At 65.3% G+C, this 26,767-nt stretch carries 25 protein-coding genes; 13 read left to right on the top strand and 12 right to left on the bottom strand.

Translation table 11 applies throughout. The annotated features are described in order from the left end of the window. Positions 1-101 precede the first annotated feature (101 nt). Together V5279_RS19990 and V5279_RS19985 are read left to right on the top strand one after the other, a co-directional pair. Positions 102-272: a hypothetical protein gene (locus V5279_RS19990; protein ID WP_338700260.1), complete on the top strand. Its 171-nt coding sequence runs from the start codon at positions 102-104 to the stop codon at positions 270-272. Between the two features lie 120 nt (positions 273-392). Next, positions 393-2,255, top strand: coding sequence for an ABC-F family ATP-binding cassette domain-containing protein (locus tag V5279_RS19985; RefSeq protein ID WP_338700258.1), 1,863 nt, complete (start codon positions 393-395; stop codon positions 2,253-2,255). Positions 2,256-2,319: 64 nt separating this feature from the next. Here V5279_RS19985 and V5279_RS19980 read toward each other — a convergent pair whose 3' ends face one another. The 3 genes from V5279_RS19980 to V5279_RS19970 all read right to left on the bottom strand — a co-directional run bounded on the left by V5279_RS19980 (position 2,320) and on the right by V5279_RS19970 (position 4,963). Further along, on the bottom strand, positions 2,320-2,880 hold the full coding sequence (locus V5279_RS19980; RefSeq protein ID WP_338700256.1) for a hypothetical protein: 561 nt from the start codon (positions 2,878-2,880) through the stop codon (positions 2,320-2,322). A 115-nt stretch (positions 2,881-2,995) separates the two neighbouring features. After that, complete coding sequence (locus tag V5279_RS19975) at positions 2,996-3,448, bottom strand: DNA polymerase III subunit chi (protein WP_166204542.1); 453 nt, start codon at positions 3,446-3,448, stop codon at positions 2,996-2,998. 15 nt (positions 3,449-3,463) lie between these two features. Continuing rightward, a complete protein-coding gene (locus V5279_RS19970; protein WP_338700252.1) occupies positions 3,464-4,963 on the bottom strand; it encodes a leucyl aminopeptidase in 1,500 nt (499 codons plus the stop codon). A gap of 358 nt (positions 4,964-5,321) precedes the next feature. On the opposite strand from V5279_RS19970, the gene lptF reads away from it, so the two are divergent. The 11 genes from lptF (at position 5,322) to V5279_RS19915 (ending at position 17,947) form a co-directional block, all read left to right on the top strand. Next, on the top strand, positions 5,322-6,488 hold the full coding sequence (lptF, locus tag V5279_RS19965) for an LPS export ABC transporter permease LptF (protein ID WP_166296191.1): 1,167 nt from the start codon (positions 5,322-5,324) through the stop codon (positions 6,486-6,488). Beyond that, positions 6,485-7,582 carry an LPS export ABC transporter permease LptG gene (gene lptG, locus V5279_RS19960; RefSeq protein WP_029082294.1) on the top strand — a complete coding sequence of 366 codons (1,098 nt, stop codon included), beginning with the start codon at positions 6,485-6,487 and terminating at the stop codon, positions 7,580-7,582. Before lptF ends, lptG begins: the two co-directional genes overlap by 4 nt. 26 nt (positions 7,583-7,608) lie before the next feature. After that, on the top strand, positions 7,609-10,077 hold the full coding sequence (locus V5279_RS19955) for an LPS-assembly protein LptD (protein ID WP_338701303.1): 2,469 nt from the start codon (positions 7,609-7,611) through the stop codon (positions 10,075-10,077). 98 nt (positions 10,078-10,175) lie between these two features. Next, positions 10,176-11,123, top strand: a complete 948-nt coding sequence (locus V5279_RS19950) for a SurA N-terminal domain-containing protein (RefSeq protein WP_166296194.1) — start codon at positions 10,176-10,178, stop codon at positions 11,121-11,123. A gap of 17 nt (positions 11,124-11,140) precedes the next feature. Then, positions 11,141-12,145, top strand: a complete 1,005-nt coding sequence (pdxA, locus tag V5279_RS19945; RefSeq protein WP_338700246.1) for a 4-hydroxythreonine-4-phosphate dehydrogenase PdxA — start codon at positions 11,141-11,143, stop codon at positions 12,143-12,145. After that, complete coding sequence (gene rsmA / locus V5279_RS19940) at positions 12,142-12,996, top strand: 16S rRNA (adenine(1518)-N(6)/adenine(1519)-N(6))-dimethyltransferase RsmA (RefSeq protein WP_338700244.1); 855 nt, start codon at positions 12,142-12,144, stop codon at positions 12,994-12,996. Before pdxA ends, rsmA begins: the two co-directional genes overlap by 4 nt. A 19-nt stretch (positions 12,997-13,015) precedes the next feature. Beyond that, entirely contained in the window at positions 13,016-14,074 is a 1,059-nt protein-coding gene (locus V5279_RS19935; protein ID WP_338700242.1) for an alcohol dehydrogenase, read from the top strand. 206 nt (positions 14,075-14,280) lie between these two features. Continuing rightward, positions 14,281-15,645: a caspase family protein gene (locus V5279_RS19930; protein WP_338700240.1), complete on the top strand. Its 1,365-nt coding sequence runs from the start codon at positions 14,281-14,283 to the stop codon at positions 15,643-15,645. 40 nt (positions 15,646-15,685) lie between these two features. After that, complete coding sequence (locus V5279_RS19925; protein ID WP_338701301.1) at positions 15,686-16,177, top strand: hypothetical protein; 492 nt, start codon at positions 15,686-15,688, stop codon at positions 16,175-16,177. Positions 16,178-16,258: 81 nt separating this feature from the next. Continuing rightward, entirely contained in the window at positions 16,259-16,729 is a 471-nt protein-coding gene (locus V5279_RS19920; protein WP_338700238.1) for a hypothetical protein, read from the top strand. A gap of 174 nt (positions 16,730-16,903) precedes the next feature. Beyond that, the gene (locus V5279_RS19915) at positions 16,904-17,947 is read left to right on the top strand and encodes a hypothetical protein (RefSeq protein ID WP_338700236.1); all 1,044 of its coding nucleotides are present in this window, start codon (positions 16,904-16,906) and stop codon (positions 17,945-17,947) included. A 64-nt stretch (positions 17,948-18,011) separates the two neighbouring features. Here V5279_RS19915 and gmk read toward each other — a convergent pair whose 3' ends face one another. From gmk to V5279_RS19870, 9 genes are all read right to left on the bottom strand, one after another. After that, complete coding sequence (gene gmk / locus V5279_RS19910; RefSeq protein WP_338701299.1) at positions 18,012-18,665, bottom strand: guanylate kinase; 654 nt, start codon at positions 18,663-18,665, stop codon at positions 18,012-18,014. Positions 18,666-18,668: 3 nt separating this feature from the next. Then, on the bottom strand, positions 18,669-19,556 hold the full coding sequence (locus tag V5279_RS19905) for a YicC/YloC family endoribonuclease (protein ID WP_166296217.1): 888 nt from the start codon (positions 19,554-19,556) through the stop codon (positions 18,669-18,671). 229 nt (positions 19,557-19,785) lie between these two features. Next, complete coding sequence (mltG, locus tag V5279_RS19900) at positions 19,786-21,045, bottom strand: endolytic transglycosylase MltG (protein WP_166296220.1); 1,260 nt, start codon at positions 21,043-21,045, stop codon at positions 19,786-19,788. A gap of 127 nt (positions 21,046-21,172) precedes the next feature. Then, positions 21,173-22,438, bottom strand: a complete 1,266-nt coding sequence (gene fabF, locus V5279_RS19895) for a beta-ketoacyl-ACP synthase II (protein WP_338700232.1) — start codon at positions 22,436-22,438, stop codon at positions 21,173-21,175. Between the two features lie 96 nt (positions 22,439-22,534). Beyond that, positions 22,535-22,774 (bottom strand): acyl carrier protein, encoded by a 240-nt coding sequence (locus V5279_RS19890; protein ID WP_011441358.1) that lies wholly within the window; start codon positions 22,772-22,774, stop codon positions 22,535-22,537. 289 nt (positions 22,775-23,063) lie between these two features. Next, positions 23,064-23,801, bottom strand: a complete 738-nt coding sequence (gene fabG, locus V5279_RS19885) for a 3-oxoacyl-[acyl-carrier-protein] reductase (protein ID WP_338700225.1) — start codon at positions 23,799-23,801, stop codon at positions 23,064-23,066. Positions 23,802-23,822: 21 nt separating this feature from the next. After that, positions 23,823-24,776 (bottom strand): ACP S-malonyltransferase, encoded by a 954-nt coding sequence (gene fabD, locus V5279_RS19880; RefSeq protein WP_212317736.1) that lies wholly within the window; start codon positions 24,774-24,776, stop codon positions 23,823-23,825. Between the two features lie 209 nt (positions 24,777-24,985). Further along, on the bottom strand, positions 24,986-26,011 hold the full coding sequence (locus V5279_RS19875; protein WP_338700219.1) for a fatty acid desaturase family protein: 1,026 nt from the start codon (positions 26,009-26,011) through the stop codon (positions 24,986-24,988). After that, a complete protein-coding gene (locus V5279_RS19870; protein WP_338700217.1) occupies positions 26,008-26,724 on the bottom strand; it encodes a TetR/AcrR family transcriptional regulator C-terminal domain-containing protein in 717 nt (238 codons plus the stop codon). Before V5279_RS19870 ends, V5279_RS19875 begins: the two co-directional genes overlap by 4 nt. Positions 26,725-26,767: the final 43 nt, after the last annotated feature.

Here is a 26,767-nt window from a genome sequence, read left to right as displayed (position 1 = left end):
AGAGCAAGGGGGCGGGAAACCAAATTCGGGGTCGCGACTTGTCATGACAAGGATTTACTCGAACACGCGAGGTGGAACTCGCCGAAAGACGTGCCATGACAATGACCCAGATCGACAACGATCCCGATCAGATCGATCACAAGACCTGCCGTTACATCTGCGATGCCGTGGGCGAACGGCTTCAGCAGAATATCCGGCCGGAGCCGGCGCTTTCGTCCCGCCTGCAGCGATTGCTCGACGAGATGCGTCGACGGGAAAACGATCAGCATTAGATGTTGGGGGCTGTCCAGCAGCCCAGTTGCGCTTTTCCAACAGCTCCCCCAAGAGACTTTACGAAGAGATTTTACGAACAGATGGGTTGCGTTTGGCAGCGCGTCCGGTGACAACGCTGCATGCTCTCCATCACTGACATCTCGGTCCGGATCGCCGGACGGCTGTTGATTGATCACAGTTCTGTGCAAATTGTGCCCGGCGCGCGGGTCGGATTTGTCGGCCGCAACGGCGTCGGCAAGTCGACGCTGTTTCATGCCATCCGCGGTGACCTTCCGGTCGAGAGCGGCGGCATCGCGCTGCCGCCGCGCTGGCGGATCGGCAGCCTCGCGCAAGAGGCGCCCGACGGCCCCGAAAGCCTGATCAATGTCGTGCTGAAGGCCGATCTCGAACGCGACGCACTGCTGCGCGAGGCGGAGACTGCGCACGATCCGCATCGGATTGCCGATATCCAGACCCGGCTGGTCGACATCGACGCCCATTCGGCTCCCGCCCGCGCCGCGGCGATCCTCTCCGGCCTCGGCTTCTCGACCGCCGACCAGGCACGGCCATGCGCGGAATTTTCCGGCGGCTGGCGCATGCGCGTGGCGCTGGCGGCGACGCTGTTCTCCGCGCCCGATCTGCTGCTGCTGGACGAACCGACCAACTATCTCGATCTCGAAGGCACGTTGTGGCTGGAGAACCACCTCGCCACCTATCCGCGCACCGTGATCGTGATCAGCCACGACCGCGATCTGCTGGACACCTCGGTCGATCAGATCCTGCACCTCGATCGCGGCAAGCTGACGCTCTACAAGGGCACCTATTCCTCGTTCGAGGAGCAGCGCGCCTCGCGCGAATTGCTCGACGCCAAGCACGCCAAGCGGCAGGCCGACGAGCGCAAGCGCCTGCAGGATTTCGTCGACCGCTTCAAGGCCAAGGCCTCCAAGGCGCGGCAGGCGCAGTCGCGCGTCAAGATGCTGGAGCGGATGAAGCCGATCACCGCGCTGGTGACCCAGGATGTTCGCGAGATCTCGTTTCCGGCGCCGGAGAAGCTGCTGTCGCCGCCGATCATTGCGGTCGATGACGTCTCGGTCGGCTACGAGCCCGGCAAGCCGGTGCTCAACCGCGTGACGCTGCGCGTCGACACCGATGACCGCATCGCGCTGCTCGGCTCCAACGGCAACGGCAAGTCGACGCTGGTCAAACTGCTGGCGGGCAAGCTCGCGCCGTTCTCGGGGAGGATCACAAAAGCGGACAAGCTGTCGGTCGGCTATTTCGCCCAGCATCAGGTCGACGAGCTCAATCTCGACGGCTCGCCCTATGATCACATCCGCAAGCTGATGCCCGAAGCGCCGGAGAGCAAGGTGCGCGGCCGCGTCGGCGCGATCGGTTTCTCAGGCAAGGCCGGCGACACGCTGGTGAGGAGCCTGTCGGGCGGCGAGAAGGCGCGGCTGCTGCTTGGGCTTGCGACGTTTTACGGCCCGAACATGATCATCCTGGACGAGCCGACCAACCATCTCGATATCGACAGCCGCGCCGCGCTGGCGGAAGCGATCAACGACTTCCCCGGCGCCGTCATGATGGTCTCTCACGATCGCTATCTGATCGAGGCCTGCGCCGACCGATTGTGGGTCGTGGCCAACCAGACCGTGACCACCTATGACGGCGATCTCGACGAATACCGCCGCATGATCCTGTCGGCCAATGACGGCCGGCCGGCATCACGTGAGCGCGTCAAGGAGCCGGCGAGGCCCGAACGCAACCGCAATGACAAGCGCTCTTCGCCGAGGCAACGGATCGCGCAGGCCGAGGCCGAGATCGAGCGCATCAACGGCATCATTGCCAAGATCGATACCGCGCTGGCGCTGCCCGATATTTTCACGCGCGATCCCAAACAGGCCGCACAGCTGACCAAGGCGCGCGCCGGCGCGGAAAGCGCTTTGCAACGCGCCGAGGAAGAGTGGCTGGAAGCCAGCGCCGAACTTGACGAGGCCGCGAGCTAGATTTTGATGAAACATCAGGGCCGTTTCGGCCGGACCACAGCGCCTGCCGATCCGGCGAACCGCGCTAGCCGTGCGCGGTCTTTTTCTTCTTCGGCTTGACTGCCTTCGGCTCCGGCGCGGGATCCGGGCCACGCTCGACCGACGTCAGACGCCCTGAGTTGAACGTATAGATACCGGCGCGCGCGCCGCGCGACCAGGTCACGACGGCGACGCGCTCGCCGCCCGGCCCGCTCGACAAGTTCACATTGTCGGGGGCACCGATGCCACGCACGACGTCGCATTCGGTGTGACCCAGCGCGACGCTGCCGCCCGACGGCTGCGGCGGCGGTGCCGCAGCAGCCCCGTCGGCCAACGCGTTCGCACCGGCGGCACCGGCCGGCGGCGCCATGCCCGGACAGCCTCCGTCAGCAGTGACGAGATCGTCGTTGGTCACCGGCTTGTCGGGCGTCAGCGGCGGCGATTCGATCGAGATGTTGCGGATGAACACCCGTCCGGGACGCGAAAACCAGTCCGCGTCGCGCGAAAAAATGTCGGATGCGCTCGAGCAGCCGGCAAGACCCGGCGCAAGCACCAGCAAGGCCAGCAGCGACTTCCGACTGAATGTTCCGTCTCGCACGATCGACAAGGCTCCTGACCCCTTTACCTAAGGGCTTGTCCGAACATCACTTTGCGGCATGACCGTGACCCGCCCCAGGAAACCCCGAAGGAAACCTCGAATTATCATTAATTGGTTGTTATCGCTATTGGCGGCGTTGCCAGCGCCCCCGCTCATCGGTCTGCCAATAGGTGACCTCGAAGCCGCGAGCTTTGCAAGCGGTCCAGCTTTCCCTGGCCGAAGCCAGCGCGTCGGGGTCATCACCGTTGAACACGAGCACCACCCGCTCGTAGCTGTCGCAGTCGGCCGGGAGCGCCGCATTGTCGACCAGGAAACGGACATTGGCCCGGTTCGGGTTGCCCTCCTCGATCGACAGGATGATCGGCTGGTCCTGCGCGTCGGCGACGCGCGAGGTCGCGTGCGGCAGAAATGAATCGTCGCTGTAGGTCCACAGATGCGCGTCGAGCGTCTCGGCGCGCTCCTGCGAGGTCGATTGCACGACCACGCGCCAGCCGCGCTCGAGCGACTTCTCGAGCAGCGGCGGCAGCACGCTTTCCAGCGTCATGTTCTGCAGATGGTAGAACAGAACCTCGGTCATGCGGCGGCTGACACTTTATTTCTTGGCCTCATAATACTCGGAGACCAGCCGCTCGAGCAGCCGGACGCCATAACCCGACCCCCAGCTCTGATTGGTCTCGGTCTTCGGCGCCCCCATCGCGGTGCCGGCGATGTCGAGATGGGCCCAGGGCGTGCCGTCGACGAAACGCTGCAGGAATTGCGCGGCCGTGATCGAGCCGCCATTGCGTCCGCCGGTGTTCTTCATGTCGGCGAATTGCGAGTCGATCTGCTTGTCGTATTCGGGACCGAGCGGCATGCGCCACACCTTCTCGCCGGTCTCGATACCGACCTTGGCCAGCCGCTCGGCGAGTTCGTCATTGTTGGAGAACATGCCGGCGTGGTCGGTGCCGAGCGCGACCATGATCGCGCCGGTCAGCGTTGCGAGATCGACCATGAATTTCGGCTTGAACTTCCTGGCGACGTACCAGAGCACGTCGGCGAGCACGAGGCGGCCCTCGGCGTCGGTGTTGATGATTTCGATGGTCTGGCCCGACATCGAGGTGACGATGTCGCCGGGACGCTGCGCGTTGCCGTCGGGCATGTTCTCGACGAGGCCGATGGCGCCGACCGCATTGACGCGGGCCTTGCGCGCCGCGAGCGCGTGCATCAGCCCGACCACGCAGGCTGCGCCGCCCATGTCACCCTTCATATCCTCCATGCCGCCGGCCGACTTGATTGAGATGCCGCCGGTGTCGAAGCAGACGCCCTTGCCGACGAACGCGACCGGCGCCTCGCTCTTCTTGCCGCCGTTCCAGCGCATGATCACGGTACGACTTGGCCGCGCCGAGCCCTGCCCAACGCCGAGCAGCGCGCCCATGCCGAGCTTGGTCATCGCCTTGACGTCGAGGACCTCGACACTGACGCCGAGCTTGCGAAGCTGGCTTGCTCGACGCGCGAACTCTTCGGGGTACAGTACGTTCGGCGGCTCGTTGACGAGCTCACGCGCCAGGTTCACGCCGTCGACAATGGAGGCTTCAGGCGCGAAGGCCTTCCTGGCGGCAGCAACATCGTCGACCGCGATCGAGACATCGGCCCGCACGGCGCCGTCCTCGTCCTTCCTCCTGGTCTTGTAGCGGTCGAACTTGTAGGCGCGCAGGCGGATGCCGGTGGCGATCGCCGCCGCCTGGCCAGCCGCCATCGCGGCATCGGGCAGTTCGGCGAAGACGGTCATCGCAGCGCTGCCGGCGTTGAGCTTGCCGGTCGCCACACCGCCGAATTTGAGAAAATCCTTCTCCTTGAGGTCGGCCGGCTTGCCGGTGCCGATCACGATCAGCCGCTCGATCTTGATTCCCTCTGGCGCCAGGATGTCGAGCGTTGCCCCGCTCTTGCCCTTGAACTGGTTGGCGGCCGCGGCCCGCTTCACCGTCTCGGCGGCAGCTCCCAGCGCCTTCCGGGTGGCGGCTCCCAGCTTCAACTGCTCGTCGCAAAAGACCACCAGAATGCCGCGAGCAGACGCGGAGAATGGGACAAAGCCGACCTTGACGGCGTCGGACATAGGAAAATCCTCCAGAACTCAGGGTGTTGCTCGGACCTGAGACGGTCCTTCGGGCACGCGGGGTGAGCATTGCGATAGCGGTCCGGAATGCCCCGGACCGGGCTTGTGACACACTATGGCCTGTCGGCCGCGCTGCTGCCAAGCGCCGGCGTGGCCGGAAGGTCACAAAAGCGAATAATTAGCCATAAATTAAGCGTGCCTTGGCGCGGCCATTTTGTTGATGGATCAAAGGGATGGTAGTCAGAGTGTGAGCCGGACGGATCCGCGGCTCGACCAAAGGGGAACCCGGGTTGACGGGATTGGTCGAAAGCCGTGCGTTTTGGCGTGCGAAGGGGGTCGTGGGGGTCGTGCGGTAGCGATGGGGTCGATCGACAAGTACATTTTCAAAACGACGCTGGCGTCGTTTGCGCTTGTCCTGGTCAGCCTCACCGGCGTGATCTGGATTACGCAGGCGTTGCGCGGCATCGACCTGATGACGAGCCAGGGTCAGACCATCCTGACCTTCCTCGGCATCACCGGTCTCGTGATCCCGGCCCTGGTCCTGATCATCGCCCCGATCGCGCTGATGATCGCGATCTCCCACACGCTGAACAAGCTCGCGACCGATTCCGAAATCATCGTGATGAACGCGGCGGGCTTCTCGCCATTCCGGCTGTTCCGGCCGTTCTTCTTTGCCACCTGCGTTGTCGCGGCGCTGGTCGCCTTCATCGGCGCCTATCTCGCCCCCGACGGCATGCGCCGAATCAAGCAGTGGGATGCCGAGATCACCGCCGACGTGCTGACCAACATCCTGCAGCCCGGCCGCTTCGCCCAACTCGACCAGAATCTGACGATTCGGATCCGCGAGCGCCTGCCCGGCGGCGTGCTCGGCGGCGTCTTCGTCGACGACCGCCGCGATCCGCAGCAGCGCGTCACCATCGTTGCCGACCACGGCACCGTGCTGAAGAACGAGAGCGGCTCGTATCTCGTGCTGGAGGACGGCAATCTCGAGCGATTCGAAGTCGGCAAGCGCGATCCGACGCTGGTGGTGTTTCAGCGCTACGCCTTCGACATGTCGAAATTCTCGCAGGGCCGCGACGTCACGCTCGGGATTCGCGAACGTTACCTCTGGGAACTGATGTGGCCCGACGAGAACGATCAGACCTATCAACAGCTGTCGGGCCAGTTCTTCGCCGAGCTGCATGATCGCTTCATGGCGCCGATCTATCCGTTCGCATTCGCTGCCCTCACCTTTGCCTTCCTCGGCGCGCCGCGCACCACGCGCCAAAGCCGCAATTTCTCGATCGGCGGCTCGGTGTTCGCGGTGTTCGGGCTGCGCATGGTCGGATTCGCCTGCTCGGTCGTGGCGGTGAAGACGCCGCTGGCGGCGCTCGTGCAGTATCTGATGCTGTTCGGCGGCATCGGCATCGGCATCTGGATGATCGTCGGCGGTGTAGTCGTCGAGCCGCCAGCGGCGCTGATGGAAGCGATCAACAGGAACAACGAGCGCATTGCGCGCCTCTTCCGGAGGCCGGCAACCGCATGAGCATAGTGACAAACACGCTCGGGCGTTACTTCGCCGGCCGCTTCGTCGTCGCGGCGGTGGGCGTGTTCGCGGGCATCTTCGTGCTGCTCGTGCTGGTCGATTATATCGAGATGGTCCGCAAGACGTCGGGCCTCGTCGGGGCCTCCGCGATCACGGTCGCGGAGACCTCGCTGTTTCGCGTGCCGCAACTGCTCGAGAAGCTGATGCCGTTCTGCGTGCTGATCGGCGCGATGACCTGCTATCTCGCTTTGTCGCGGCGGCTCGAGCTCGTGGTGGCGCGCGCCGCCGGCGTCTCGGCCTGGCAGTTCATCTCGCCGGCGCTGGTCAGTGCGATCGTGCTCGGCGTCTTCGCGACCACGGCCTACAATCCGGTATCGGCCAATCTGCGCGAGCTCTCCAAGCGGATGGAAGCCGAGCTGTTCGGCTCGGCGCCGGGCGGCGGCATCCAGGATGCGGCCGGCTTCTGGCTGAACCAGATCAACGACGAGGGTCAGGCGATCATCAATGCCGCCCGCAGTGAGCAGCAGGGCGTCCGGCTGACCGGCCTCACCGTGTTTCGATTCGACACTGCGCTGCAGTTCAAGGAGCGAATCGAAGCTCGCGAAGCGGCGCTCGAAGAGGGGCGCTGGGTGTTCAAGGGCGTACGCAGATACACCCTCGACAAGCCTCCGCAGGACCAGGACACCTTCTACCTGACCACCACTCTTACTCCGGCACAGGTGCGCAACAGTTTCTCGACCCCCGAAACTGTGTCCTTTTGGCAACTGCCGACCTACATCCGTTCGTCGGAGAGTTCAGGGTTCGCGACGGCGGGCTATCGCTTGCAGTATCAAAAGCTCATCGCGCAGCCATTTTTGCTGGCTGCGATGGTGATGTTGGCGGCTTCTGTGAGCCTTCGTTTCTTCCGGATGGGCGGCGTGCAGAAGATGGTTTTGAGTGGCGTGGGCGCAGGCTTTCTGCTCTACGTTCTGTCGAAAGTAACTGAAGATTTGAGCAAGGCTGAGTTGATGCATCCCATCGCTGCGGCGTGGTTGCCTGTCGTTGTGGGTAGCCTCACCGGCTTCTTAGCCTTGCTGTACCAGGAGGACGGGTAGTGGCTACCGTCGCCGCCCGCCAGTTGATGTCGCCTGCATTCGGGCGGCGCAGTGCCCTGCGCCGTCAACGGAGCCGCGTGGCCGCGTTTGGCGCCTCGATCTCCGCCCTCCTCGCCGCGTTCATCGTGGTCGGCGCGCTCGACATCGTCGTGGCGACGCCGGCGCACGCGCAGTCCTTCACCTACAACCCGCGTCCGCCGAAGCCGACCCGCCCGCCGGCCAAGAACGACGGGCAGATGCTCGTTCAGGCGACCGAGGTCGATTACGACTACAACAACAGCCGCATCTCGGCCGTCGGCAACGTGCAGATGTTCTACAACGGCACCAGCGTGGAGGCCGACAAGGTCATCTACGACCAGAAGACCAAGCGTCTTCATGCCGAAGGCAACATCCGCATGACCGATGCGGAAGGCAAGATCACCTACGCCAACATCATGGATCTCAGCGACGACTACCGCGACGGTTTCGTCGATTCGCTGCGCGTCGATACTGAAGACCAGACCCGGATGGCGGCGACCCGCGCCGATCGGTCCAGCGGCAATTACACGGTGTTCGACAACGGCGTTTATACCGCCTGCGCGCCCTGTAAGGATGACCCGAAGAAGCCGCCGCTCTGGCAGGTCAAGGGCGCGCGCATCATCCATGACCAGACCGAGAAGATGCTCTATTTCGAGAACGCCCAGATCGAGTTCTTCGGCGTTCCGATGGCGTATCTGCCCTTTTTCTCGACGCCCGATCCGACCGTGAAGCGCAAGAGCGGCTTCCTGATGCCGGGCTTCACCTCGTACACGGCCTTCGGCTACGGCGTCGAAATCCCCTATTATTGGGCGATCGCGCCTGACATGGACGCCACCTTCAATCCGCGCATCACGTCGCGGCAGGGCGTGCTGTTCCAGAGCGAATTCCGCCAGCGTCTGTCGAGCGGCTCCTATCAGGTCCGGCTATATGGCATCGACCAGCTCGATCAAGGCGCCTTTACCGGCCAGCCCGGCGATCGCCAATTCCGCTGGGGCGTCGACACCAAGGGCCAGTTCGCGCTGAACGACAAATGGGTCTGGGGCTGGGACGGCGTGGTGCTGTCCGACTACTTCTTCATGTCCGACTACCGGCTCGCCCAGTACAAGGACCCGTTCGGATCGTTCCTGTCGCTGCCCACCGAGGCGATCTCGCAGCTCTATCTGACCGGTGTCGGCAACCGCAGCTACTTTGACGCGCGCGCGATCTACTACCTCAGCTACTCGGGCAACCAGAACCAGGTGCCCGTGGTCGCCCCTGTCATCGACTACAACAACGTGATCAACAGCCCGGTCCTGGGTGGCGAAGTCAGCTACAAGATGAACTTCGTCAACCTGACCCGCGAAACCGCGGTGTTCGATCCGATCACGACGATCGCCAACACCGCTGGCCTGTGCAGTTTGACGTCCGCCGATCCGCTGGCCCGGACGCCGTCGCAGTGCCTGCTGCGCGGCATGCCGGGCACCTACACCAGGCTGACGGCCGAGGCGCAGTGGCGCAAGTCCTACACCGACCCGCTCGGCCAGATCTGGACGCCGTTCGCCAGCATCCGCGCCGACGCCATCAACGCCGACGTCTCGAACCAGCCGGGCGTTTCCAACTTCCTGCCGGTCGGCGACACCCAGACGGTCCGCGTGATGCCGACCGTCGGCTTCGAATACCGCTACCCGTTCATCAATGTGCAGCCGTGGGGCACGACCACCGTCGAGCCGATTGCGCAGGTCATCATCCGGCCCAACGAGCCTGATGCCGGCAAGCTGCCGAACGAGGATGCACAGAGCCTGGTGTTCGACACCAGCAACCTGTTCGCGGTCGACAAGTTCTCCGGCTACGACCGCGTCGAGGGCGGCAGCCGCGCCAATGTCGGCGTGCAGGCCACCACGCAGTTCGATCGCGGCGGCAGCGTCAAGACGATGTTCGGGCAGTCCTACCAGATGTTCGGGCTGAATTCGTTCGCGGTCACCGATATGACCAACACCGGCGTCGACTCCGGCTTGCAGAACCCGCGCTCGGATTATGTCGCAAGCGTCGCCTATTCGCCGAACCGCACCTATACGTTCAGCGTGCGCTCGCGGATGGACGAGGCAACCTGGAACATCAACCGGTTCGAGGCCACGGCAAGCGCGAATTTCGACCGCTGGTCAGTCGCCGTCACGTACGGCGATTATGCAGCGCAGCCGGAACTCGGCTACCTGACGCGCCGCGAAGGCATTCTCACCAGTGGATCAGTCAAGGTGGCGTCGAACTGGGTGGTTCAGGGCGCGGCCCGCTGGGACCTTGAAGCGAACAAAATCAACCAGTATGCGTTCGGCGCGGGCTATGTGGACGACTGCTTCGTGCTGGCGGCCAACTATGTCACTTCCTATACCTATCAGGCGGGCTCGACGCCGCCCGTCCTCAGCCACGCGTTCATGTTCCAGATCGGCCTGCGGACGATCGCGCAAACCTCCACGACCAGCAGTTCGGCTGGCGTGCAGTAGCGAGCGAGGGTACTGGCGAAGGGCTTGGCAAGGGGCTTGAATTGCCCGGGGGCCTGTGGCTCCAGCTTGAATTGGTTTAAACGGCTGACATGACAATAATGACGACTGCTAGCCCGCCGACGCGCCGCCATTCCCTGTTGTTGAGTTCCGTGCTGGCGCTTGCCCTCCTGCTGGGAGGCGCTGCGCGATTGCACGCCCAGACCATCGCCGTGATGGTCAATGGCGAACCCATCACCAATTACGACATCGAGATGCGCGCCAAGCTGAACGCCCTCACCGGCGGCAAGGCCCCCGATCGAAAGGCCGTCCTCGACGATCTGATCGATGAGAAGCTGAAGATCAAGGAAGCCAAGAAATTTGGCGTCGATCCCTCCGCCAACGATATCGAACAGTCGTACGGCGGAATGGCGCAGCGGATGCGGCTTTCGAACGATCAGCTCACCAAGGTGCTGGAGAGCAAGGGCATCCGCCCGGATACGCTGAAACAGCGCATCAGGGCCGACATGGTCTGGACCAGCCTGGTCCGCGGCCGCTTCAAGGAAAGCCTGCAGGTCGGCGAAAAGGACGTGGCCAACGCGGTCAAGGAGACCGGAGAAGCCACCGACGCCGAAGCGTTCGAATACAGGATGCAGCCGGTCGTCCTGATCATCCCCCGCGGCGCGCCGCAGTCGGAGTTCGAGGGCCGCCGCAAGGAAGCGGAGAGCCTGCGCGAGCGCGTGACCTCTTGCGAGGAGGCCAACACCTCCTTCAAGTCGATGCGCAACGCCGCGATCCGCGAAATCGTCGTGAAGACCTCGGCCGACCTGCCGCAGGCGCTGCGCGACATTCTGGACAAGACCCCGGTCGGCCACCTCACCCCTCCTGAAGTCACCAAGCAGGGCATCGAAATGGTCGCGCTCTGCGGCAGGAAGGCAACCACCGTGGACACGCCGAAGAAGCGTGAGGTGCGGGACAAGATGTACGTGCAGAAGTACGAGGCGAAGTCGAAGGCCTATCTGCAGGAAGTCCGAAAAGCCGCGATGATCGAATACCCAGGCGGGCGATGATCGACTATCGTTGACGCATGGCTCAACCTCTCGCACTGACATCCGGCGAGCCCGCAGGCATCGGCCCCGACATCACGCTCGCAGCGTGGCTGCGCCGCCGCGAACTCGATCTGCCGCCGTTCTACCTGCTCGGCGACCGCGCCTCCCTTGCCGAACGCGCCAGGACGCTCGGGCTTGCCGTCGAGTTTGCCGAGGTCAGCGCCGAGGAGGCGTCCGCGGCGTTTGCCCGCGCCCTGCCCGTCGTTGCGACCGGCAAGGCGGCGACGGCGCGACCGGGCAAGCCGGACGACAGCAGCGCCGCCGCCGCGCTGGCCTCGATCCGTCAGGCCGTCGCCGATGTCGCGTCCGGCAAGGCCGGCGCCGTCGTCACCAATCCGATCGCCAAGAACGTGCTGTACCGCGCCGGCTTCCGTCATCCCGGCCATACCGAATTCCTCGCCGAGCTTGCCGCCCGCAGCGGGCGCGCACCGCAGCCGGTGATGATGCTGTGGTCGACGGCACTCGCCGTCGTCCCGGTGACGATCCACGTTTCGGTCCGCGAGGCGCTGGCGCAATTGTCGACCGATCTGATCGTGTCGACGGCGCGGATCGTGGTCGCGGACATGAAGGCGCGGTTCGGCCTCGCGGCACCGCGGCTTGCCATCGCCGGCCTCAATCCGCATGCCGGCGAAGACGGCACGCTCGGCATGGAGGACGTCGAGATCGTCGCGCCCGCCGTCGAGATCCTGCGCCGCGACGGCATCGCCGTCCGCGGCCCGCTGCCGGCCGACACCATGTTCCACGCCGCCGCGCGAAAAACCTATGACTGCGCGATCTGCATGTATCACGACCAGGCGCTGATCCCGATCAAGACCGTCGCGTTCGAGGACGCCGTCAACGTCACGCTGGGACTGCCCTTCATCCGGACGTCGCCCGACCACGGCACCGCGTTCGATATCGCCGGCACCGGCAAGGCCAATCCCTCGAGCCTGATCGCTGCGCTCCGGCTCGCCGCGCGCATGGCGGCCGCGCGCACGACGTGAGCGCGATCGACGATCTGCCACCGCTGCGCGACGTCATTCGCGAGCATTCGCTGTCGGCGCGCAAATCTCTCGGCCAGAATTTCCTGCTCGATCTCAATCTCACCGCGCGGATTGCCCGCGCCGCGGGTCCGCTGGAAGACTGCACCGTGATCGAGGTCGGGCCCGGTCCCGGCGGATTGACACGCGCACTGCTTGCACTCGGCGCCAAGCGCGTGATCGCGATCGAGCGCGACGAGCGCGCGCTTGTTGCGCTCGACTACATCGTCAAGCGCTATCCCGGCCGCATCGAGATCGTGCATGGCGATGCGCAAGATTTCGATCCACGTCCCCTGCTTGATGGCGGCAAGGCCAAGATCATAGCCAACCTGCCCTACAACATCGCAACCCAGCTCCTGGTCGACTGGCTGTCGATCGAGCCGTGGCCGCCCTGGTACGACACCATGGTGCTGATGTTCCAGCGCGAGGTCGCCGAGCGCATCGTCGCCCATGAGGATGAGGAGGCGTATGGCCGGCTCGCGGTGCTCGCAAATTGGCGCGCCGAAACCAAGATCCTGTTCGACATTTCGCCCGCAGCGTTCGTGCCGCAACCGAAGGTCACCTCCTCGGTGGTACGATTGATACCGCGCGCCGCGCCCGAACCGTGCGACCGCCGCATGCTCGAGCAGGTGGCGGCCGCCGCCTTCGGCCAGCGCCGCAAGATGCTACGACAGAGTCTGAAATCGCTGTCGGCCGATCCGGCGCGGCTTGCCGCCGCAGCCCAGGTCGATGCGACGCGGCGCGCCGAAACCATTCCGGTCGCGGGCTTTGTTGCCATGGCTCGGGAATTGGCCGATATACGGTCCACAAAATAGAACATCAGGAGAAAACGTAATGGCGCGTATGGTTCGCCAATCCCTCGTCAAATTCGATGCACCGCTGTGCGAAACCATCGTCGACACACCGAAGCCGCAAGGGCGCGAGGTGCTGGTGCGCATCGAGCGCTGCGGCCTGTGCCATTCCGATCTCCACATCCAGGACGGTTACGCCGATCTCGGCGGCGGCAAGAAGCTCGACACCACCCGCGGCATGACCCTGCCTTTCACGCTCGGTCATGAGATCGCCGGCGTCGTCGACGAGGTCGGCCCCGATGCGCCGAAGGATCTGGTCGGATCGAAGAAGGCGGTCTTCCCCTGGATCGGCTGCGGCCAGTGCCGCGACTGCCTCGCCGGCGACGAGAACCTCTGCGTCAAGCAGCGCTTCCTCGGCGTCTCGATCGACGGCGGCTTCGCCACCCACGTGCTGGTGCCCGACGCAAAATACCTGCTCGATTACGATCCGCTGCCGGTCAACCAGGCCGCCACGCTGATGTGCTCAGGCGTCACCGCCTACGGCGCGCTGAAGCGCCTGGTCGATCGCCCGCGCCAGCGCAATTTGCTGCTGATCGGGCTTGGCGGCGTCGGCATGATGGGCCTGTCGTTCGCGCAGGCGATGTTCAAGCAAAAGATCACGGTCGCCGATCTCAGTCCCGCGGCGCGCGAGACCGCGCTGAAGAATGGTGCCGCAGCGGCGTACGACCCGGCGGAGCCCGATGTCGTCAAGCGCATGCTGAAGGAAAGCGACGGCGGCTTCGACGGTGTCGTCGACTTTGCCGGCAACGAGAAGTCGATGGCGTTTGCGGTCTCCACGGTGGCGCGCGGCGGCAAGATCGTGGTCTCGGGCCTGATGGGCGGCCAGTTCACGCTGCCGATGGTGCAGTGGGTCTACAAGCGCATGACCATCGAAGGCTTCATGGTGGGCACGCTGGCCGAAGGCCAGGAGCTGATGGCGCTTGCGCGTGCCGGCAAGATCAAGCCGACGCCGATGAAGGAAGAGCCGATGGCCGACGTCCAGAAATGGATCGACGAACTGCGCGCCGGCAAGGTCGTGGGACGCATCGTCCTGAAGAATTAACGCATGATCCGGAAAAGTGTGAAGCGGTTTTCCGAAAAGACCATGCGCGCTTAACGAAGACGCCCCGCCGCCGCGCAAGCCCCCGGCGGGGTACTCCCTGTGCGATGTCACTGAGCGCAATTGGTCGCGCCCGGCCGGCCGGACTGCTGCTTTTGTCCTCCCGCGCCCGCTGGTAGTCTGCCAGCGAGGCTGAGAGGATCACGGGGATGCACGGGGCTGTGCAAGGCAGGATCCTGGCAGCAGCAGCGCTGCTGGCGCTGCTGTGGCAGGCATTGATCGGCGTGGCGCAGGCGGCCACCGAGAAGCGCGTCGCGCTGGTGATCGGCAATTCCGCCTACCAAAACGTCACCCGGCTCGATAATCCCCGCAGCGATGCCACGCTGATGTCCGAGACGCTGGCAAGCCTCGGCTTCACCCTGATCGGCGGCCGCGCCCAGCTCGATCTCGACAAGCCAGGCATGGACATCGCCGTCCAGAGCTTCGGCCGGCAGGTGCAGGGCGCCGACGTCGCGCTGTTCTATTACGCCGGTCATGGCGTTCAGGTGTCCGGCGCGAACTACCTGGTGCCGGTCAACGCCAACGCCACGCGCGAGGCTGACGTCGATTTCCAGATGCTCGACGTCAACCTGGTGCTGAGGCAGATGCAGGGCTCCGGCACGCGGCTCAACATGGTGATCCTCGATGCCTGCCGGAACAATCCGTTCGGCGGACGCGGCCTGCGCGCCGCCGACGGCGGCCTGGCGCAAATGCGCGCGCCCGAGGGCACGCTGATTTCCTACGCCACGCAGCCCGGCAACGTTGCGCAGGACGGCACCGACGGCCACAGCCCCCACACCAGGGCACTGGCCTCCACGATCAAGCTCGCCGGGCTCGACATCTTCCAGACCTTCAACCAGGTCGGCCTTGCCGTGAAGCGCGCGACCGGCGGATCGCAGCAGCCCTGGGTCTCGTCGTCGCCGATCGACGGGACCTTCTATTTCGTGCCGCCGGCGGCCGCGGCCGAGCAGAAGGTTGCGGTCGCGCCGCAGCCCGAACCGCAATCGCCGGGCACGCTGCGGCCCGATCCCGACCGCATTCAGATCAGGGATCCGGCTCTGCTGCGTGAATTGAGCGACCGGCTCTATGAGCACAATTTCGATCCCGAGCCGATCGACGGCAAGAACGGCATGCGCGCGGCGATCAGCAAATTCCAGGAGAAGGTCGCGATGACGCCGACCGGCGAAGCGACCGAGGGCGTGCTGACACGGCTGCGCAAGATGGAGGATCTGCAGCCCTGGGGATCGATCGTCTACGGCCCCGACATCGACAAATGGGGCATCTCCTGGAAGCATGCGTCACGGCGCGCCGCGGTCGACGATGCGCGCGCCAAATGCGGCGGCGCCAAATGCACCCTCGAGCTTTCATTCTACGGCTCGCGCTGCGGCGCGTTCGCAATCTCGAGCAAGTCCTGGTCATTGATCCAGCGCGACACGCTCGATCGCGCCAGGACCGCCGCACTTGACGAGTGTGGCAAGGCCGGGAAATCCTGTCGCATTATCGATGCCGTCTGCGCCGACGGCGCCGGACACTGAATTTGCTGACGATCATTTTGGACCAGTTTGAATGACAAGCATGTTTCACTCGATACCTCGGTCGCTCCTGTTCTCCGCGTTGCTGCTTTCCGCCCTCGGCTCAACGGCCGCGCTTGCGCAGTCCGGCAGTTCGGGCGGCAGCATCGGCAATGACGAGAAGTCGCTGTCCGGCTCGCGCGCTGCGCCGCGCTCAGTCGAGACCGATCGACCGGCCCGGCGCAGCAAGCCGGAAGCGGACGAGCCGCGCCGCGCCGCGCGCAAGAGCGGCGGCGGCGGTAGCGTCGACGGCGCCTGGGTCGTCACGTCAGTCGGTTGCGGCGGCACCGGCTCCGGCGCGGTCGTGATCACGAGCGGCAGGATCATCGGCGAAGGGCTCACCGGATTCGTCAGCCCCAGCGGCGCGGCGCGCTCCGTTTTCCAGGCCAACGGTTTGACCTCGATCGGGTCGGGTCGCCTGTCCGGCCGCAGTGGTTCGGGAACGTTCCGCCGCTCCGACGGCTGCGGCGGGACCTGGTCCGCCACCAAACAATAGCGCTGCCCCGGACCCTGAATTTGCAGATCAAGAATTTGGACACGCCCGACCATGCAAGCGATGTTTCAGCCGAACGTTCGAATGACCCTGTTCTCTGCCCTGCTCTGCCTCACCGGTTCGGCGGCCGCGCTGGCGCAAGCCGGCAGCAGCGGCGGCAGCATCGGCAATGACGAGAAGTCGCTGTCCGGGACCCGCCAGGCGCCGCGCGCTGTGGCGCCGTCGAAGCCTGCACGAAGCTCGGAGGCGCCGCGCCGCGCAACGCGCAAAGCCGGCAGCGAGGGCGGCGGTGGCGGCAATTTCGATGGTTCGTGGGTGGTTGTCGCCGAGGGGTCGCCTTGCGGCTCCAGTACCGAACGGCTGGTGATCTCAGGCGGCAGCATTTCGGGAGAGCTGAGTTCCGGACGTGTCAGCCCCAATGGGTCCACGACGGGAAGCGGATCCGCCGGAGGCTTGAGCTGGACCAGCTCGGGCCGTTTCTCGGGCCGCAGCGGTTCCGGCTCGTTCGTGCGATCTGACGGATGCAAGGGCCACTGGACCGCGTCAAAGCGGTAGGCCGTTCCCTGACCGAACCAGCACGATTTCTGACCACCGGCGCGCCGCAATTGCGGGGCGCCGCAAGCCGCAATTAAGCCCTACCCGCTCCGGATTTGCGGCGCATTGCGACCCAACTCTTTACCGAGATTGGCGTCACCAGCGTTTGCGTAAAAAAGAATACCGGGGACGCGTATGTCAAATCGTTCAGCGAAATTCGCTGCGGCGCTTGCCGCCAGCATCCTGGCCGGCGCCAGCTTCAGCGCCATGGCCCAGACGGCCGCCAATACGGCGAGCACCAATACGGCGAATACGGCGGACACCTGTCTGTCCGCTCCCAAGGCAACCGCGCCTGCGGGAAGCCACTGGTTCTACCATCTCGACCGCACGAAGAAGAAGTGCTGGTATCTCGGTGAGGCCAAGAACAAGGCTGCCAAGACCGCGACCACGCAGCAGCAGCCGGCCGCCGCGCCCGACACGGCGACGGCCGACGCGGCGCCGCCACCGAGCAAGCCGGCGCCACAGCCGGCAATGCGCAAATCGGTCTCCGATGCGCATGCCGAGTGGCCCTCGCCGCAGGCTGCTGCCGCGCCTGTCGCGGGCCCTGCAGGCCAGGCCGGCAGCACGGCGGCAACCGATCCGGCGGCGTCTGCTGCGCCGCCCGACCCGACTGCCCAGCCGTCGGCCGTGAATACGAGATGGCTGGACGCGTCGAGCATGGCCGGAACCAACGGAACCCGGCACACCGCAGACCAGCCGACCGTGGTCGCGCAGGCGGATACAGCGCCGCAACAGGCGGCCGCGACAGCTCCTGCCGCCTCTGCCGCGGCCGAGGCGCCCGCGGAGAAATCGTCGTCCTCGACCCAGATGCTGCTGATCGTGATGGTCGGCGCCCTGGCGCTGGCCGGCCTCGTCAGCGCGTTGGTGTTCGGTCTGACGCGCACGCGGACGCCGCCTTACGAGATCAAGGAAGAGTGGCGCGCACCCTGGGATTCACTCCACACCGAGCCGGCACCACCGATGTCCGTGGTCGGCCGGGACCGCCCGCTGCGCCTGTCCGAGGCGGCGCCGCGCCGCTCCGAGACACCGGTGCCGCGCCGCGCCGAGACGCCTGCTGCGCGTCGTACCGAGACGCCGGTTGCGCGCCGCGAGACCGCGCGCGATCTGGATCAAAGGGAGCAGGACAACCAGCAGATCGCAGCCATGCTGCAGCGGCTGGCGCGCAGCGCGGCGAACTAGAGCGCGCTTGAACAGGGTATGAGACGTGATGCGATCCCCGCGATCGCATCACGATCGCGGTCAGCTACTTCTCGAGCTGACGCTGCAGGCCGCGCACGAATTCGGTGAGGCCGGTGCGGCGCTCGCGCTTGAGACGCTCGGCCTTCAGGATCGATTGCACCTCGGCGAACGCGTGGTCGACGTTCTGGTTGACGACGATGTAATCGTACTCCGCCCAGTGGCTCAGCTCATGGGTGGCGCGGTTCATCCGCCCGCGGATGACCTCCTCCGAGTCCTGCGCACGGGTATGCAGCCGCTTCTCGAGATCGGCGGCTGACGGCGGCAGGATGAAGACGCTGACCACGTCGGCGCGCGCCTTCTCGCGCAACTGCTGGGTGCCCTGCCAATCGATGTCGAACAGCACGTCCTGGCCGGCCGCGAGCGCCGCCTCGACCGGCGCGCGTGGCGTGCCGTAGCGATTATCGAACACGGTGGCCCATTCCAAGAGCTCGCCCTGCTTGGCCATCGTCTCGAACTTCGCCTTGTCGACGAAGAAGTAGTCGCGGCCCTCGACCTCGCCCGGCCGTTTCGCGCGCGTGGTCGCCGACACCGACATTTTCAGATCCGGCATGCGTTCGATCAGCATGCGCGACAGCGTCGTCTTGCCGGCGCCCGAGGGCGACGACAGGACGAACATCAGTCCGCGCCGCTCAACGCCGTCAAAACCCTGCGCCGTCATCATTCACTCCAGATTCTGGACCTGTTCGCGGAACTGCTCGACCACGTTCTTCATCTCAAGTCCGGTATTGGTCAATTCGACGTCGTTCGATTTCGAGCAGACGGTGTTGACCTCGCGATTGAACTCCTGGGCGAGGAAGTCGAGCCGCCGTCCCACCGGGCCGCCCTTGCCGATCATCTCGCGCGCCTGGGCGATATGCGAGGCGATGCGGTCGAGCTCCTCGCGGATATCGGCCTTGGTGGCGATCAGGATCGCCTCCTGGCTCAGCCGGTCGGCATCGAAGCGATCGGAGGTCTCCAGCAGCGCTGCGATCTGTTCGGCAAGCCGCGCCTTGATCGCGTCGGGCTTGCGGCCGGGCGCCGCCTCCGCGCGCCTGGCGAGCCGCTCGATCTCGTCCATCCGCTGCATCAGGATCGCGCCCAGCGCATCGCCTTCGCGGCGGCGCATCTCGACGAGGCTGCTAAGCGCCTGTTCGAAGGCCTTCGCCGCCGCCTCGCGTGCCGCCTTGTCCTCGTCCTCGTTGCTGTCAGGCTCGACCACCTCGATGACGCCCTTGATGCCGAGCAGCCCATCGATGCTCGGCGCCACCGCGTCGATCCGCTGCGCGAGCTCACCTGCGACCTTCACGACGGCGGCCAGCACGTCCTCGTTGATGCGGATGGTCTGCGCTGCATCGGTGCGCTTGACGGTAAGATTGGCGTAGACCGTGCCGCGCGACAGCAGCTCGCCGGCGCGCTTCTTGGCGAGGGCTTCCAGTTCGTCCCAGCCCGGCGGCAGCCGCAACCGCAGGTCAAAGCCCTTGGCGTTGACCGATTTCAGCTCCCATTCGAACGTGTAGGGACCGCTTCCGCCATGGCTTCGGGCAAAGCCAGTCATGCTCGACAGCGCCATCGCGTGAAACTCTCCAACAGAAGGATATGGCACTCACCCGGAGCCTAACGAGACTCGGGGGGAGCCGGTGCGACCTTAAAACGGATTCCGTGAAAGTGGAATTACGTCCACCCCCGGAAAATGCAGAGCTAGGGCATGATCCGGAAAAGCGTGCAGCGGTTTTCCGGAAAGATCATGCCCAAACAAGAAGCTAAAGCGCGATGACGATACAGCCCGATTGCATCGCGCCTTAGCGCTGCACGACGGGCGGCGAATTGGTCTGCTGGGCTGCGCCCTGGCGACCGCTGCGCGGCGGCTTCTTCTGATTGGTGGGCTTCGGCGGCGTGGCCGCCGTGGGATTGTTGTCGGCTGCGCCCGGCGCCGCGGCAGCCGGCGCCGGATCATCCGCGGGCTCGACGGTGTCGTTCTGGATCTGCTTCTCCGAGGCGCGCAGCTTGGCGACGTTCTTCGCGTGTTGGTCGTAGGTCTCGGTAAAGGCGTGGCCGCCAGTTCCGTCGGCGACGAAGAACAGGTCGCGGGTGCGCGCCGGATTGGCGGTTGCCTCCAGCGAGGCACGGCCGGGATTGGCGATCGGTCCGGGCGGCAGGCCGTCGATCACATAGGTGTTGTAGGGCGACGGCTGCGTGATCTCGCTGCGCTTGATCGGGCGCCCCAGCGTGCCCTTGCCGCCCACCAATCCGTAGATGATGGTCGGATCGGACTGCAGCTTCATCTTCTGGCGCATGCGATTGACGAACACGGCGGCGACGCGGCTGCGCTCGTCGGAGCGGCCGGTTTCCTTCTCGACGATCGAGGCCAGCGTCACCAGCTGGTCCGGCGATTTCAGCGGCGTGTCGGTGTTGCGGCGTTCCCATATTTCGGCAAGCACGCGCTTCTGCGCCTGCTGCAGGCGCTGGATCACCTGATCGCGCGTGGTGCCGCGCGGGAATTTGTAGGTCTCCGGCAGCAACGTGCCCTCGCGCGGAATCTCGCGCACCGAGCCGGTGAAGATGTCGTTGTCGGTGAGCCGCGTCACGATCTGCTCCGAAGTGAGGCCTTCGGGAATCGTGATGGCGTGCTGCACCACCTTGCCGTCGACGATGGTGGCAATGACGTCGCGCAGGCTGGCGTTCTTCTGGAACGAGTATTCGCCGGGCTTGAGATCGGAGCTCGCCTTCAGTGCAAACACGCTGCCGATGAAGATCCACGGGTTGACGTTGATCACGCCCTCGCGCGAGAGCACGTCGGCGATGTCACGCTTGCCGGCGCGCGCGGGGATGTTGACGATCTTGTCTTCCTGCAGCGGCCCCGGCGATTCCAGCGTTTGCCTGCCGTAGTAATACGTCGCTCCGGCGCCGATCATCAGGATGATCAGGATGGTGAAGATGGCATTGCCGACGATGACGAAGGGATTGCGGGCACGATCCGAGCGCTTGGGCGGCGGCGGAACCTGTTCGGGCTCCAGCGCGGCACGTGGACTCCTCGGTGAAATGGGCGGCCTCTCACTCATCGATGCAAACCAATATCCTGCCGGTTGAATCGTGGCCGGACAAACCCCTGCCCTGCCAATAGCATACGCCCGCTATTAGGAGTCACCGCGGAATACGGCAAAACGGTGGACTAATTCTAAAGACCTACTAATTGGTCACGCGCTGCACGATCACGGAGGCGTTGGTGCCGCCGAAACCGAAGGAATTGGAGAGCGCCACATTCACGTCACGCTTGCGCGACGTATGTGGCACAAGATCGATCGCCGTTTGCACCGACGGGTTGTCGAGATTGATGGTCGGCGGCACCACATTGTCGCGAATCGCAAGCACCGCGAAGATCGCCTCGATCGCGCCGGCCGCTCCCAGCAGATGTCCGGTCGCGGACTTGGTCGACGACATCGAAACCTTCGAGGCCGCATTGCCGAGCAGGCGCTCGACCGCGCCGAGCTCGATCTCGTCGCCGACCTGCGTCGAGGTGCCATGCGCATTGATGTAGTCGAGATCGGATGCCGCGAGGCCGGCGCGCTTCAGCGCCATGCTCATGCTGCGGAAGCCGCCATTGCCGTCCGGCGGCGGCGAGGTGATGTGAAAGGCATCGCCCGACAGGCCGTAGCCGGTGACCTCGGCGTAGATCTTCGCGCCGCGCTGCCTGGCATGCTCGTATTCCTCGAGCACGAGGACGCCGGCGCCCTCGCCCATCACAAAGCCGTCGCGATCCTTGTCGTACGGCCGCGATGCCTTTTGCGGGGTATCGTTGAAGCCGGTGGACAGCGCGCGCGCCGCGCAGAAGCCGGCGATGCCGATGCGGGAGATCGGCGATTCGGCGCCGCCCGCGAGCATCACGTCGGCATCGCCGAGCGCGATCAGCCGCGCCGCGTCGCCGACCGCATGCGCACCGGTCGAGCACGCCGTGACGACCGCATGATTGGGCCCCTTCAGGCCGTGCTCGATCGAGACGTAGCCGGACGCCAGATTGATCAGGCGGCCCGGAATGAAGAAGGGAGAGACCCTGCGCGGTCCACGCTCCTTCAGCAGCACCGCAGTTTCGGCGATGCCCGTGAGGCCGCCGATGCCGGAGCCGATCATCGTGCCGGTGGCGAACTGGTCCTCATCGGACTTCGGATGCCAGTTGGCATCGTCAAGCGCCTGCCTGGCGGCGCACATCGCGTAGAGGATGAAGTCATCGACCTTGCGCTGGTCCTTCGGCTCCATCCACTGATCGGGATTGAAGGTGCCGTTGGAGCCGTCGCCGCGCGGAATGTAGCAGGCGACCTGGCTCGGCAGGTCGGACACTTCGAACGTGTCGATCTTCTTGCCGCCGCTCTCGCCGGCCAAGATGCGCGTCCAGGTTGCGTCAACGCCGCAGCCGAGCGGTGTAAGCATGCCCAGCCCCGTGACGACAACCCGTCTCATTTCCACGCCTCCGGCCAGCAATGGGCGGCTAATAGTAAGAAACCGGGGGACCGCTCAACCGCGGTCCGTCCGGCCCCATCAACTCCGCGATCGGCGTCAGCTCTTCGCGTTCTTCTCAAGAAACTTGGTCGCGTCGCCGACGGTGAGAATCGTCTCCGCCGCGTCGTCGGGAATCTCGCAACCGAATTCTTCTTCGAAGGCCATCACGAGCTCGACCGTGTCGAGGCTGTCGGCGCCGAGGTCATCGATGAAGCTCGCGCCATCGACCACCTTCTCGGGTTCGACACCAAGGTGCTCGACCACAATCTTCTTAACCCGCTCGCCAATCTCACTCATCGTTCAACCTCGTTGTTCCATTGGACCCGACCCCAAGACGATACGAGCCATCGTGGTCGTCTCGATTACTCAGTCGCGCATAGTCTTGATTCGGCCCGGTCGTAGCCGACTAAAGCCCCGGCGAACGGCAGGCGTCGCCACGCCAATATACAGGGTTTCAAAATCCTGCAATGGCGTTCTTTGCCCATCCATGGGGGGTTCAGCTATCATACTTCCCAAGCCTTGACTACACGCCTGAACCGGCTCCCGAAAACGGCTTTTCGCCGCATTGCGAGAGCCAGTAAGCAGCTCAAATCATAGCCATCCCGCCGTTGACGTGAATGGTCTGTCCGGTGACGTAGGCAGCCTCGTTCGAGGCCAGATAGACCGCCGCCGCAGCGATGTCCTCGGGCGTTCCAAGCCGCGCCGCAGGAACCTTCGCCAGGATGGTTTCGCGCTGCTTGTCGTTGAGCGCATCGGTCATCGGCGTCTTGATGAAGCCCGGCGCGATGCAGTTGGCGGTCACGCCGCGCTTGGCGTATTCGGCACCGAGCGTCTTGATCAGGCCGATGATGCCGGCCTTCGAGGCGGTGTAGTTGCCCTGCCCCGGATTGCCGGTGACGCCGACGATCGAGGTGATCGCGATGATGCGGCCGAAGCGCTTGCGCATCATCAATTTGGTCGCCGCGCGCGCGAGGCGGAATGTCGCGGTCAGGTTGACCGCAATCACGTCGTCCCAATCCTCGTCGCGCAACTGCACGAACAGATTGTCGCGGGTGATGCCGGCGTTCGCGATCAGGATGTCGACCTGGCCCATCGCAGCTTCCGCTGCCGGCACCAAGTCCTCGACATCATCCTTGCTGGAGAGATTGCACGGCAGCACGTGAACGCGCTCGCCGAGCTTGGCCGCAAAGCCGTCCAGCACCTCGCGCCGCGTCCCCGAAATCGCGACCGTCGCGCCCTGCGCGTGCAGCGCCTGGGCGATCGCGCCGCCGATGCCGCCGGTTGCGCCCGTGACGAGCGCCGTCTTGCCAGTCAGATCAAACATCGAATTCTCCTTCCGGCTGCTTCAAGCCGAAGCTGCGAGCGCGTCCTTGGCCGCAGCAATATCGTTCGGGCCGCCGACGGACACGCCGACCGCGCCATCGGCGATGCGCTTGACGAGGCCGCTCAGCACCTTGCCGGCGCCGATCTCGAAGAAGCGCGTCACGCCCTGCCCTGCCATATAGGCGACCGACTCGCGCCAGCGAACCGTCCCCGTGACCTGTTCGACCAGGCGGCGGCGGATCTCGTCGGGATCGGTGATCGCCGAGGCCAGCACGTTGGAGACCAGCGGCGCGGCAGGCGCCTTGATGGTGACGCCGGACAGCGCCTCGGCCATCGCATCGGCCGCCGGCTGCATCAGCTTGCAGTGGAACGGCGCCGACACCGGCAGCAGCATGGCGCGCTTTGCCCCCTTGGTCTTGGCGATCTCGACGGCGCGGTCGACCGCTGCCTTGTCGCCGGAGACCACCACCTGGCCGCCGCCATTGTCGTTGGCGGCCTGGCAGACCTGGCCCTGCGCCGCCTCATTGGCGACCGCCACAGCCGCCTCGTAGTCGAGGCCGAGCAGCGCGGCCATCGCGCCGGCGCCGACCGGCACCGCCTTCTGCATCGCGAGCCCACGGGTGCGCAGCAGCCGCGCGGTGTCGCTGACGGTCAGGCTGCCGGCGGCGGCCAGCGCCGAATACTCGCCGAGCGAGTGCCCGGCGACAAAGGCCGCGTTGCGGCCGACCGAGAAGCCGGCTTCGCTCTCGAGCACGCGCAGGGTGGCGATCGAGACCGCCATCAGGGCCGGCTGGGCATTTTCCGTCAGTTGCAAAGTCTCGCCCGGACCATCCCAGATGATCGCGGTCAGCTTCTCGCCCAGGGCGGAATCGACCTCGTCGAACACCGCTTTGGCGACCGGAAAGGCGTCGGCCAGGGCCTTGCCCATGCCAACCGCCTGCGAGCCCTGCCCGGGAAACGTAAATGCTGCCGTCATCGGCGATCCCCACCTTGTTGAGCGTGATCCCCGCGCAGGCGCCTTGCGCCCGCCGCAGGGGAAACGGTATCCGCGTCGCGCGAAACGCGCCACAGCGGGTCCGGGCCCTGCCGTGCACCCCAGCCCTGGACCGGGCCGTAAGACACTGATGGGGGGCGCGATGTCAAGCCGCGCGCACGGAACCCTGGGGATGCCGGACGGGCTTCCGGCTAGAACCCACCGGCATTCTGGTCGGCGTTAACCTTGGCGCCGGCCTGCGCCCGGCGCGCGCTGTTGACCAGTTGCCCCGGACGATCCTCGTGGGCGGGCCTGGCCGTCGCAAGCCGCAGCACGGCGGCGTAGCCCGGCTGCACCTCCATCCGGCCGGCATAGCGGCTTCCGCTCAGGATGCGGTGGACGCGCGGCAGGTTGTAACAGGGCACGTAGAACAGCAGATGATGCTCGAGGTGATAGTTCACGTAGTATGGCGCGATGAACAGCCGCTCGAGGACATTGGCGCGCGTGGTGCGGGTGTTGCGCAGGGGATCGGTGCTGTCGGGCACGACGGCATGTTCGGCGATGTTGCGGATCCGCGTGATCACCATCATCCAGGTGAAGAGCGGCACCAGCCACAACAGCGGATAGGCCCACCACACGCCGGCGGCGGCAAGGCCTGCGAACAGCAGCGCGTTGGTGACGCATTGCGGCCCGAGCTTGTCCCAGAAGTTCGCGGCACGCTGCGACAACGGCCAGTCCTTCGGCCCGAGTGCATTGAGCAGTTGCGCCTTGCGCTGCTGGTAGCCGGTCTGCCCGGTGATATCGCGGAAGAATTTCCGGCGATAGCTCATCCGCGTGATCGGAAACGGCGCCGACAGCACGAGATCCGGATCGTCCTCCTGCTGTGTCCGCGCATGATGCTGCAAATGATAGCGGCGATAGCCGCGGGTTTCGGCGAAGATCGGATAGGCGCAGAACCATTGGCTCAGCATGAGATTGGTCTTCTCGTCCGCCGAGAGACAGCCATGCGCGCCGTCATGCATCAGGATCGCAAGCCCTAGCTGCCGCGAGCCGATGATCGCGACCGCAAGCAGATAGGTCAGCGGATTGGGCCACCATGCGACCATCGCGATCGCCCCCAGGATCAAGGCCCAGGCATGCGCGATCAGCGCGACGCCCTTCCACGTGGTGCGCTCACGGACCGCCACCAGTTCGTCTTCGGTGAGAAAATCGCGGGCACGCATGCGAAGCGCGGTCATGAGCTGGTCTCCCCGTCCGTGGAGGGTGAATTGTCGCGATCGCCGACCAGGCGCAGGCGCGATCCATCATTGGCCGACGTCGATGTTGCGGTCGCCTGCTCGCCGAGCGCGCGCAGCAATTCGCGGCACATCTCCTCGGAGCCGCGGCCCATGGCAAAGCCTTCGACGATCACGCCGATCGCAATCGCCCAGAAGCGCCGCGAGCTCTCCTCGGGGGCGCGCAGCGAGCGCCAGCCGTGCCGCTCGACCTGGCCCGCATAGGCGCGCGCCCCTTCGCTGTGCAGACGTTCGATGGTGCGCTCGACCAGCGGCGCGAGATCCTGGCGACGCCGCGTGAGCGTCAAAGCCTCGGCGAAGAAGGCGACCGTGTCGGTTGCCGTCACGGTCTCGGCCAAAGCGTGCGTGTACTCCCGCGGCGTCTGTGCCTGCAGCGCAGCCTGCTCGGTCGCGCGCGCCAGATAAAGCATGTCGCGGCTGGCGGCTTCGACGAACAGCGCCTCCTTGGTGCGGAAGTAGTAAGTGATCTGGCTCGGAAAGGCGTCGGCGGCTGCGGCGATATCGGAGATCGACGTGCCCGAGACCCCGCGCTCCTTGAACAGGCGGCTGGCGGCATCGAGCAGCAGCGAGCGCATCTTGCGCCCCGCCGACCGTGTCGCGCGGACGGCGTGCTTCGGATCGGACGCGGACATGCCGCTGGCGGTCTCCGAACCCATTGATCGTCCTCCCGGAGATATTTGTATGATATACAAACAAAGA

Source organism: Bradyrhizobium sp. 26S5 (assembly GCF_036923295.1).
GTDB lineage: Bacteria > Pseudomonadota > Alphaproteobacteria > Rhizobiales > Xanthobacteraceae > Bradyrhizobium > Bradyrhizobium septentrionale.
Note: the sequence above shows the minus strand (reverse complement) of the source record. Positions and strands in the feature narration are given on the sequence as shown.

What these genes read in the sequence shown, in the direction of transcription:
- V5279_RS19990 (WP_338700260.1), top strand. Translation starts at nt 102, where the DNA reads ATGACCCAGATCGACAACGATCCCGATCAGATCGATCACAAGACCTGC.
- V5279_RS19985 (WP_338700258.1), top strand. Translation starts at nt 393, where the DNA reads ATGCTCTCCATCACTGACATCTCGGTCCGGATCGCCGGACGGCTGTTG.
- V5279_RS19975 (WP_166204542.1), bottom strand. Translation starts at nt 3,448, where the DNA reads ATGACCGAGGTTCTGTTCTACCATCTGCAGAACATGACGCTGGAAAGC.
- V5279_RS19970 (WP_338700252.1), bottom strand. Translation starts at nt 4,963, where the DNA reads ATGTCCGACGCCGTCAAGGTCGGCTTTGTCCCATTCTCCGCGTCTGCT.
- lptF (WP_166296191.1), top strand. Translation starts at nt 5,322, where the DNA reads ATGGGGTCGATCGACAAGTACATTTTCAAAACGACGCTGGCGTCGTTT.
- lptG (WP_029082294.1), top strand. Translation starts at nt 6,485, where the DNA reads ATGAGCATAGTGACAAACACGCTCGGGCGTTACTTCGCCGGCCGCTTC.
- V5279_RS19955 (WP_338701303.1), top strand. Translation starts at nt 7,609, where the DNA reads ATGTCGCCTGCATTCGGGCGGCGCAGTGCCCTGCGCCGTCAACGGAGC.
- V5279_RS19950 (WP_166296194.1), top strand. Translation starts at nt 10,176, where the DNA reads ATGACGACTGCTAGCCCGCCGACGCGCCGCCATTCCCTGTTGTTGAGT.
- pdxA (WP_338700246.1), top strand. Translation starts at nt 11,141, where the DNA reads ATGGCTCAACCTCTCGCACTGACATCCGGCGAGCCCGCAGGCATCGGC.
- V5279_RS19935 (WP_338700242.1), top strand. Translation starts at nt 13,016, where the DNA reads ATGGCGCGTATGGTTCGCCAATCCCTCGTCAAATTCGATGCACCGCTG.
- V5279_RS19930 (WP_338700240.1), top strand. Translation starts at nt 14,281, where the DNA reads ATGCACGGGGCTGTGCAAGGCAGGATCCTGGCAGCAGCAGCGCTGCTG.
- V5279_RS19925 (WP_338701301.1), top strand. Translation starts at nt 15,686, where the DNA reads ATGTTTCACTCGATACCTCGGTCGCTCCTGTTCTCCGCGTTGCTGCTT.
- V5279_RS19920 (WP_338700238.1), top strand. Translation starts at nt 16,259, where the DNA reads ATGACCCTGTTCTCTGCCCTGCTCTGCCTCACCGGTTCGGCGGCCGCG.
- V5279_RS19915 (WP_338700236.1), top strand. Translation starts at nt 16,904, where the DNA reads ATGTCAAATCGTTCAGCGAAATTCGCTGCGGCGCTTGCCGCCAGCATC.
- gmk (WP_338701299.1), bottom strand. Translation starts at nt 18,665, where the DNA reads ATGACGGCGCAGGGTTTTGACGGCGTTGAGCGGCGCGGACTGATGTTC.
- V5279_RS19905 (WP_166296217.1), bottom strand. Translation starts at nt 19,556, where the DNA reads ATGGCGCTGTCGAGCATGACTGGCTTTGCCCGAAGCCATGGCGGAAGC.
- mltG (WP_166296220.1), bottom strand. Translation starts at nt 21,045, where the DNA reads ATGAGTGAGAGGCCGCCCATTTCACCGAGGAGTCCACGTGCCGCGCTG.
- fabF (WP_338700232.1), bottom strand. Translation starts at nt 22,438, where the DNA reads ATGAGACGGGTTGTCGTCACGGGGCTGGGCATGCTTACACCGCTCGGC.
- V5279_RS19890 (WP_011441358.1), bottom strand. Translation starts at nt 22,774, where the DNA reads ATGAGTGAGATTGGCGAGCGGGTTAAGAAGATTGTGGTCGAGCACCTT.
- fabG (WP_338700225.1), bottom strand. Translation starts at nt 23,801, where the DNA reads ATGTTTGATCTGACTGGCAAGACGGCGCTCGTCACGGGCGCAACCGGC.
- fabD (WP_212317736.1), bottom strand. Translation starts at nt 24,776, where the DNA reads ATGACGGCAGCATTTACGTTTCCCGGGCAGGGCTCGCAGGCGGTTGGC.
- V5279_RS19875 (WP_338700219.1), bottom strand. Translation starts at nt 26,011, where the DNA reads ATGACCGCGCTTCGCATGCGTGCCCGCGATTTTCTCACCGAAGACGAA.
- V5279_RS19870 (WP_338700217.1), bottom strand. Translation starts at nt 26,724, where the DNA reads ATGGGTTCGGAGACCGCCAGCGGCATGTCCGCGTCCGATCCGAAGCAC.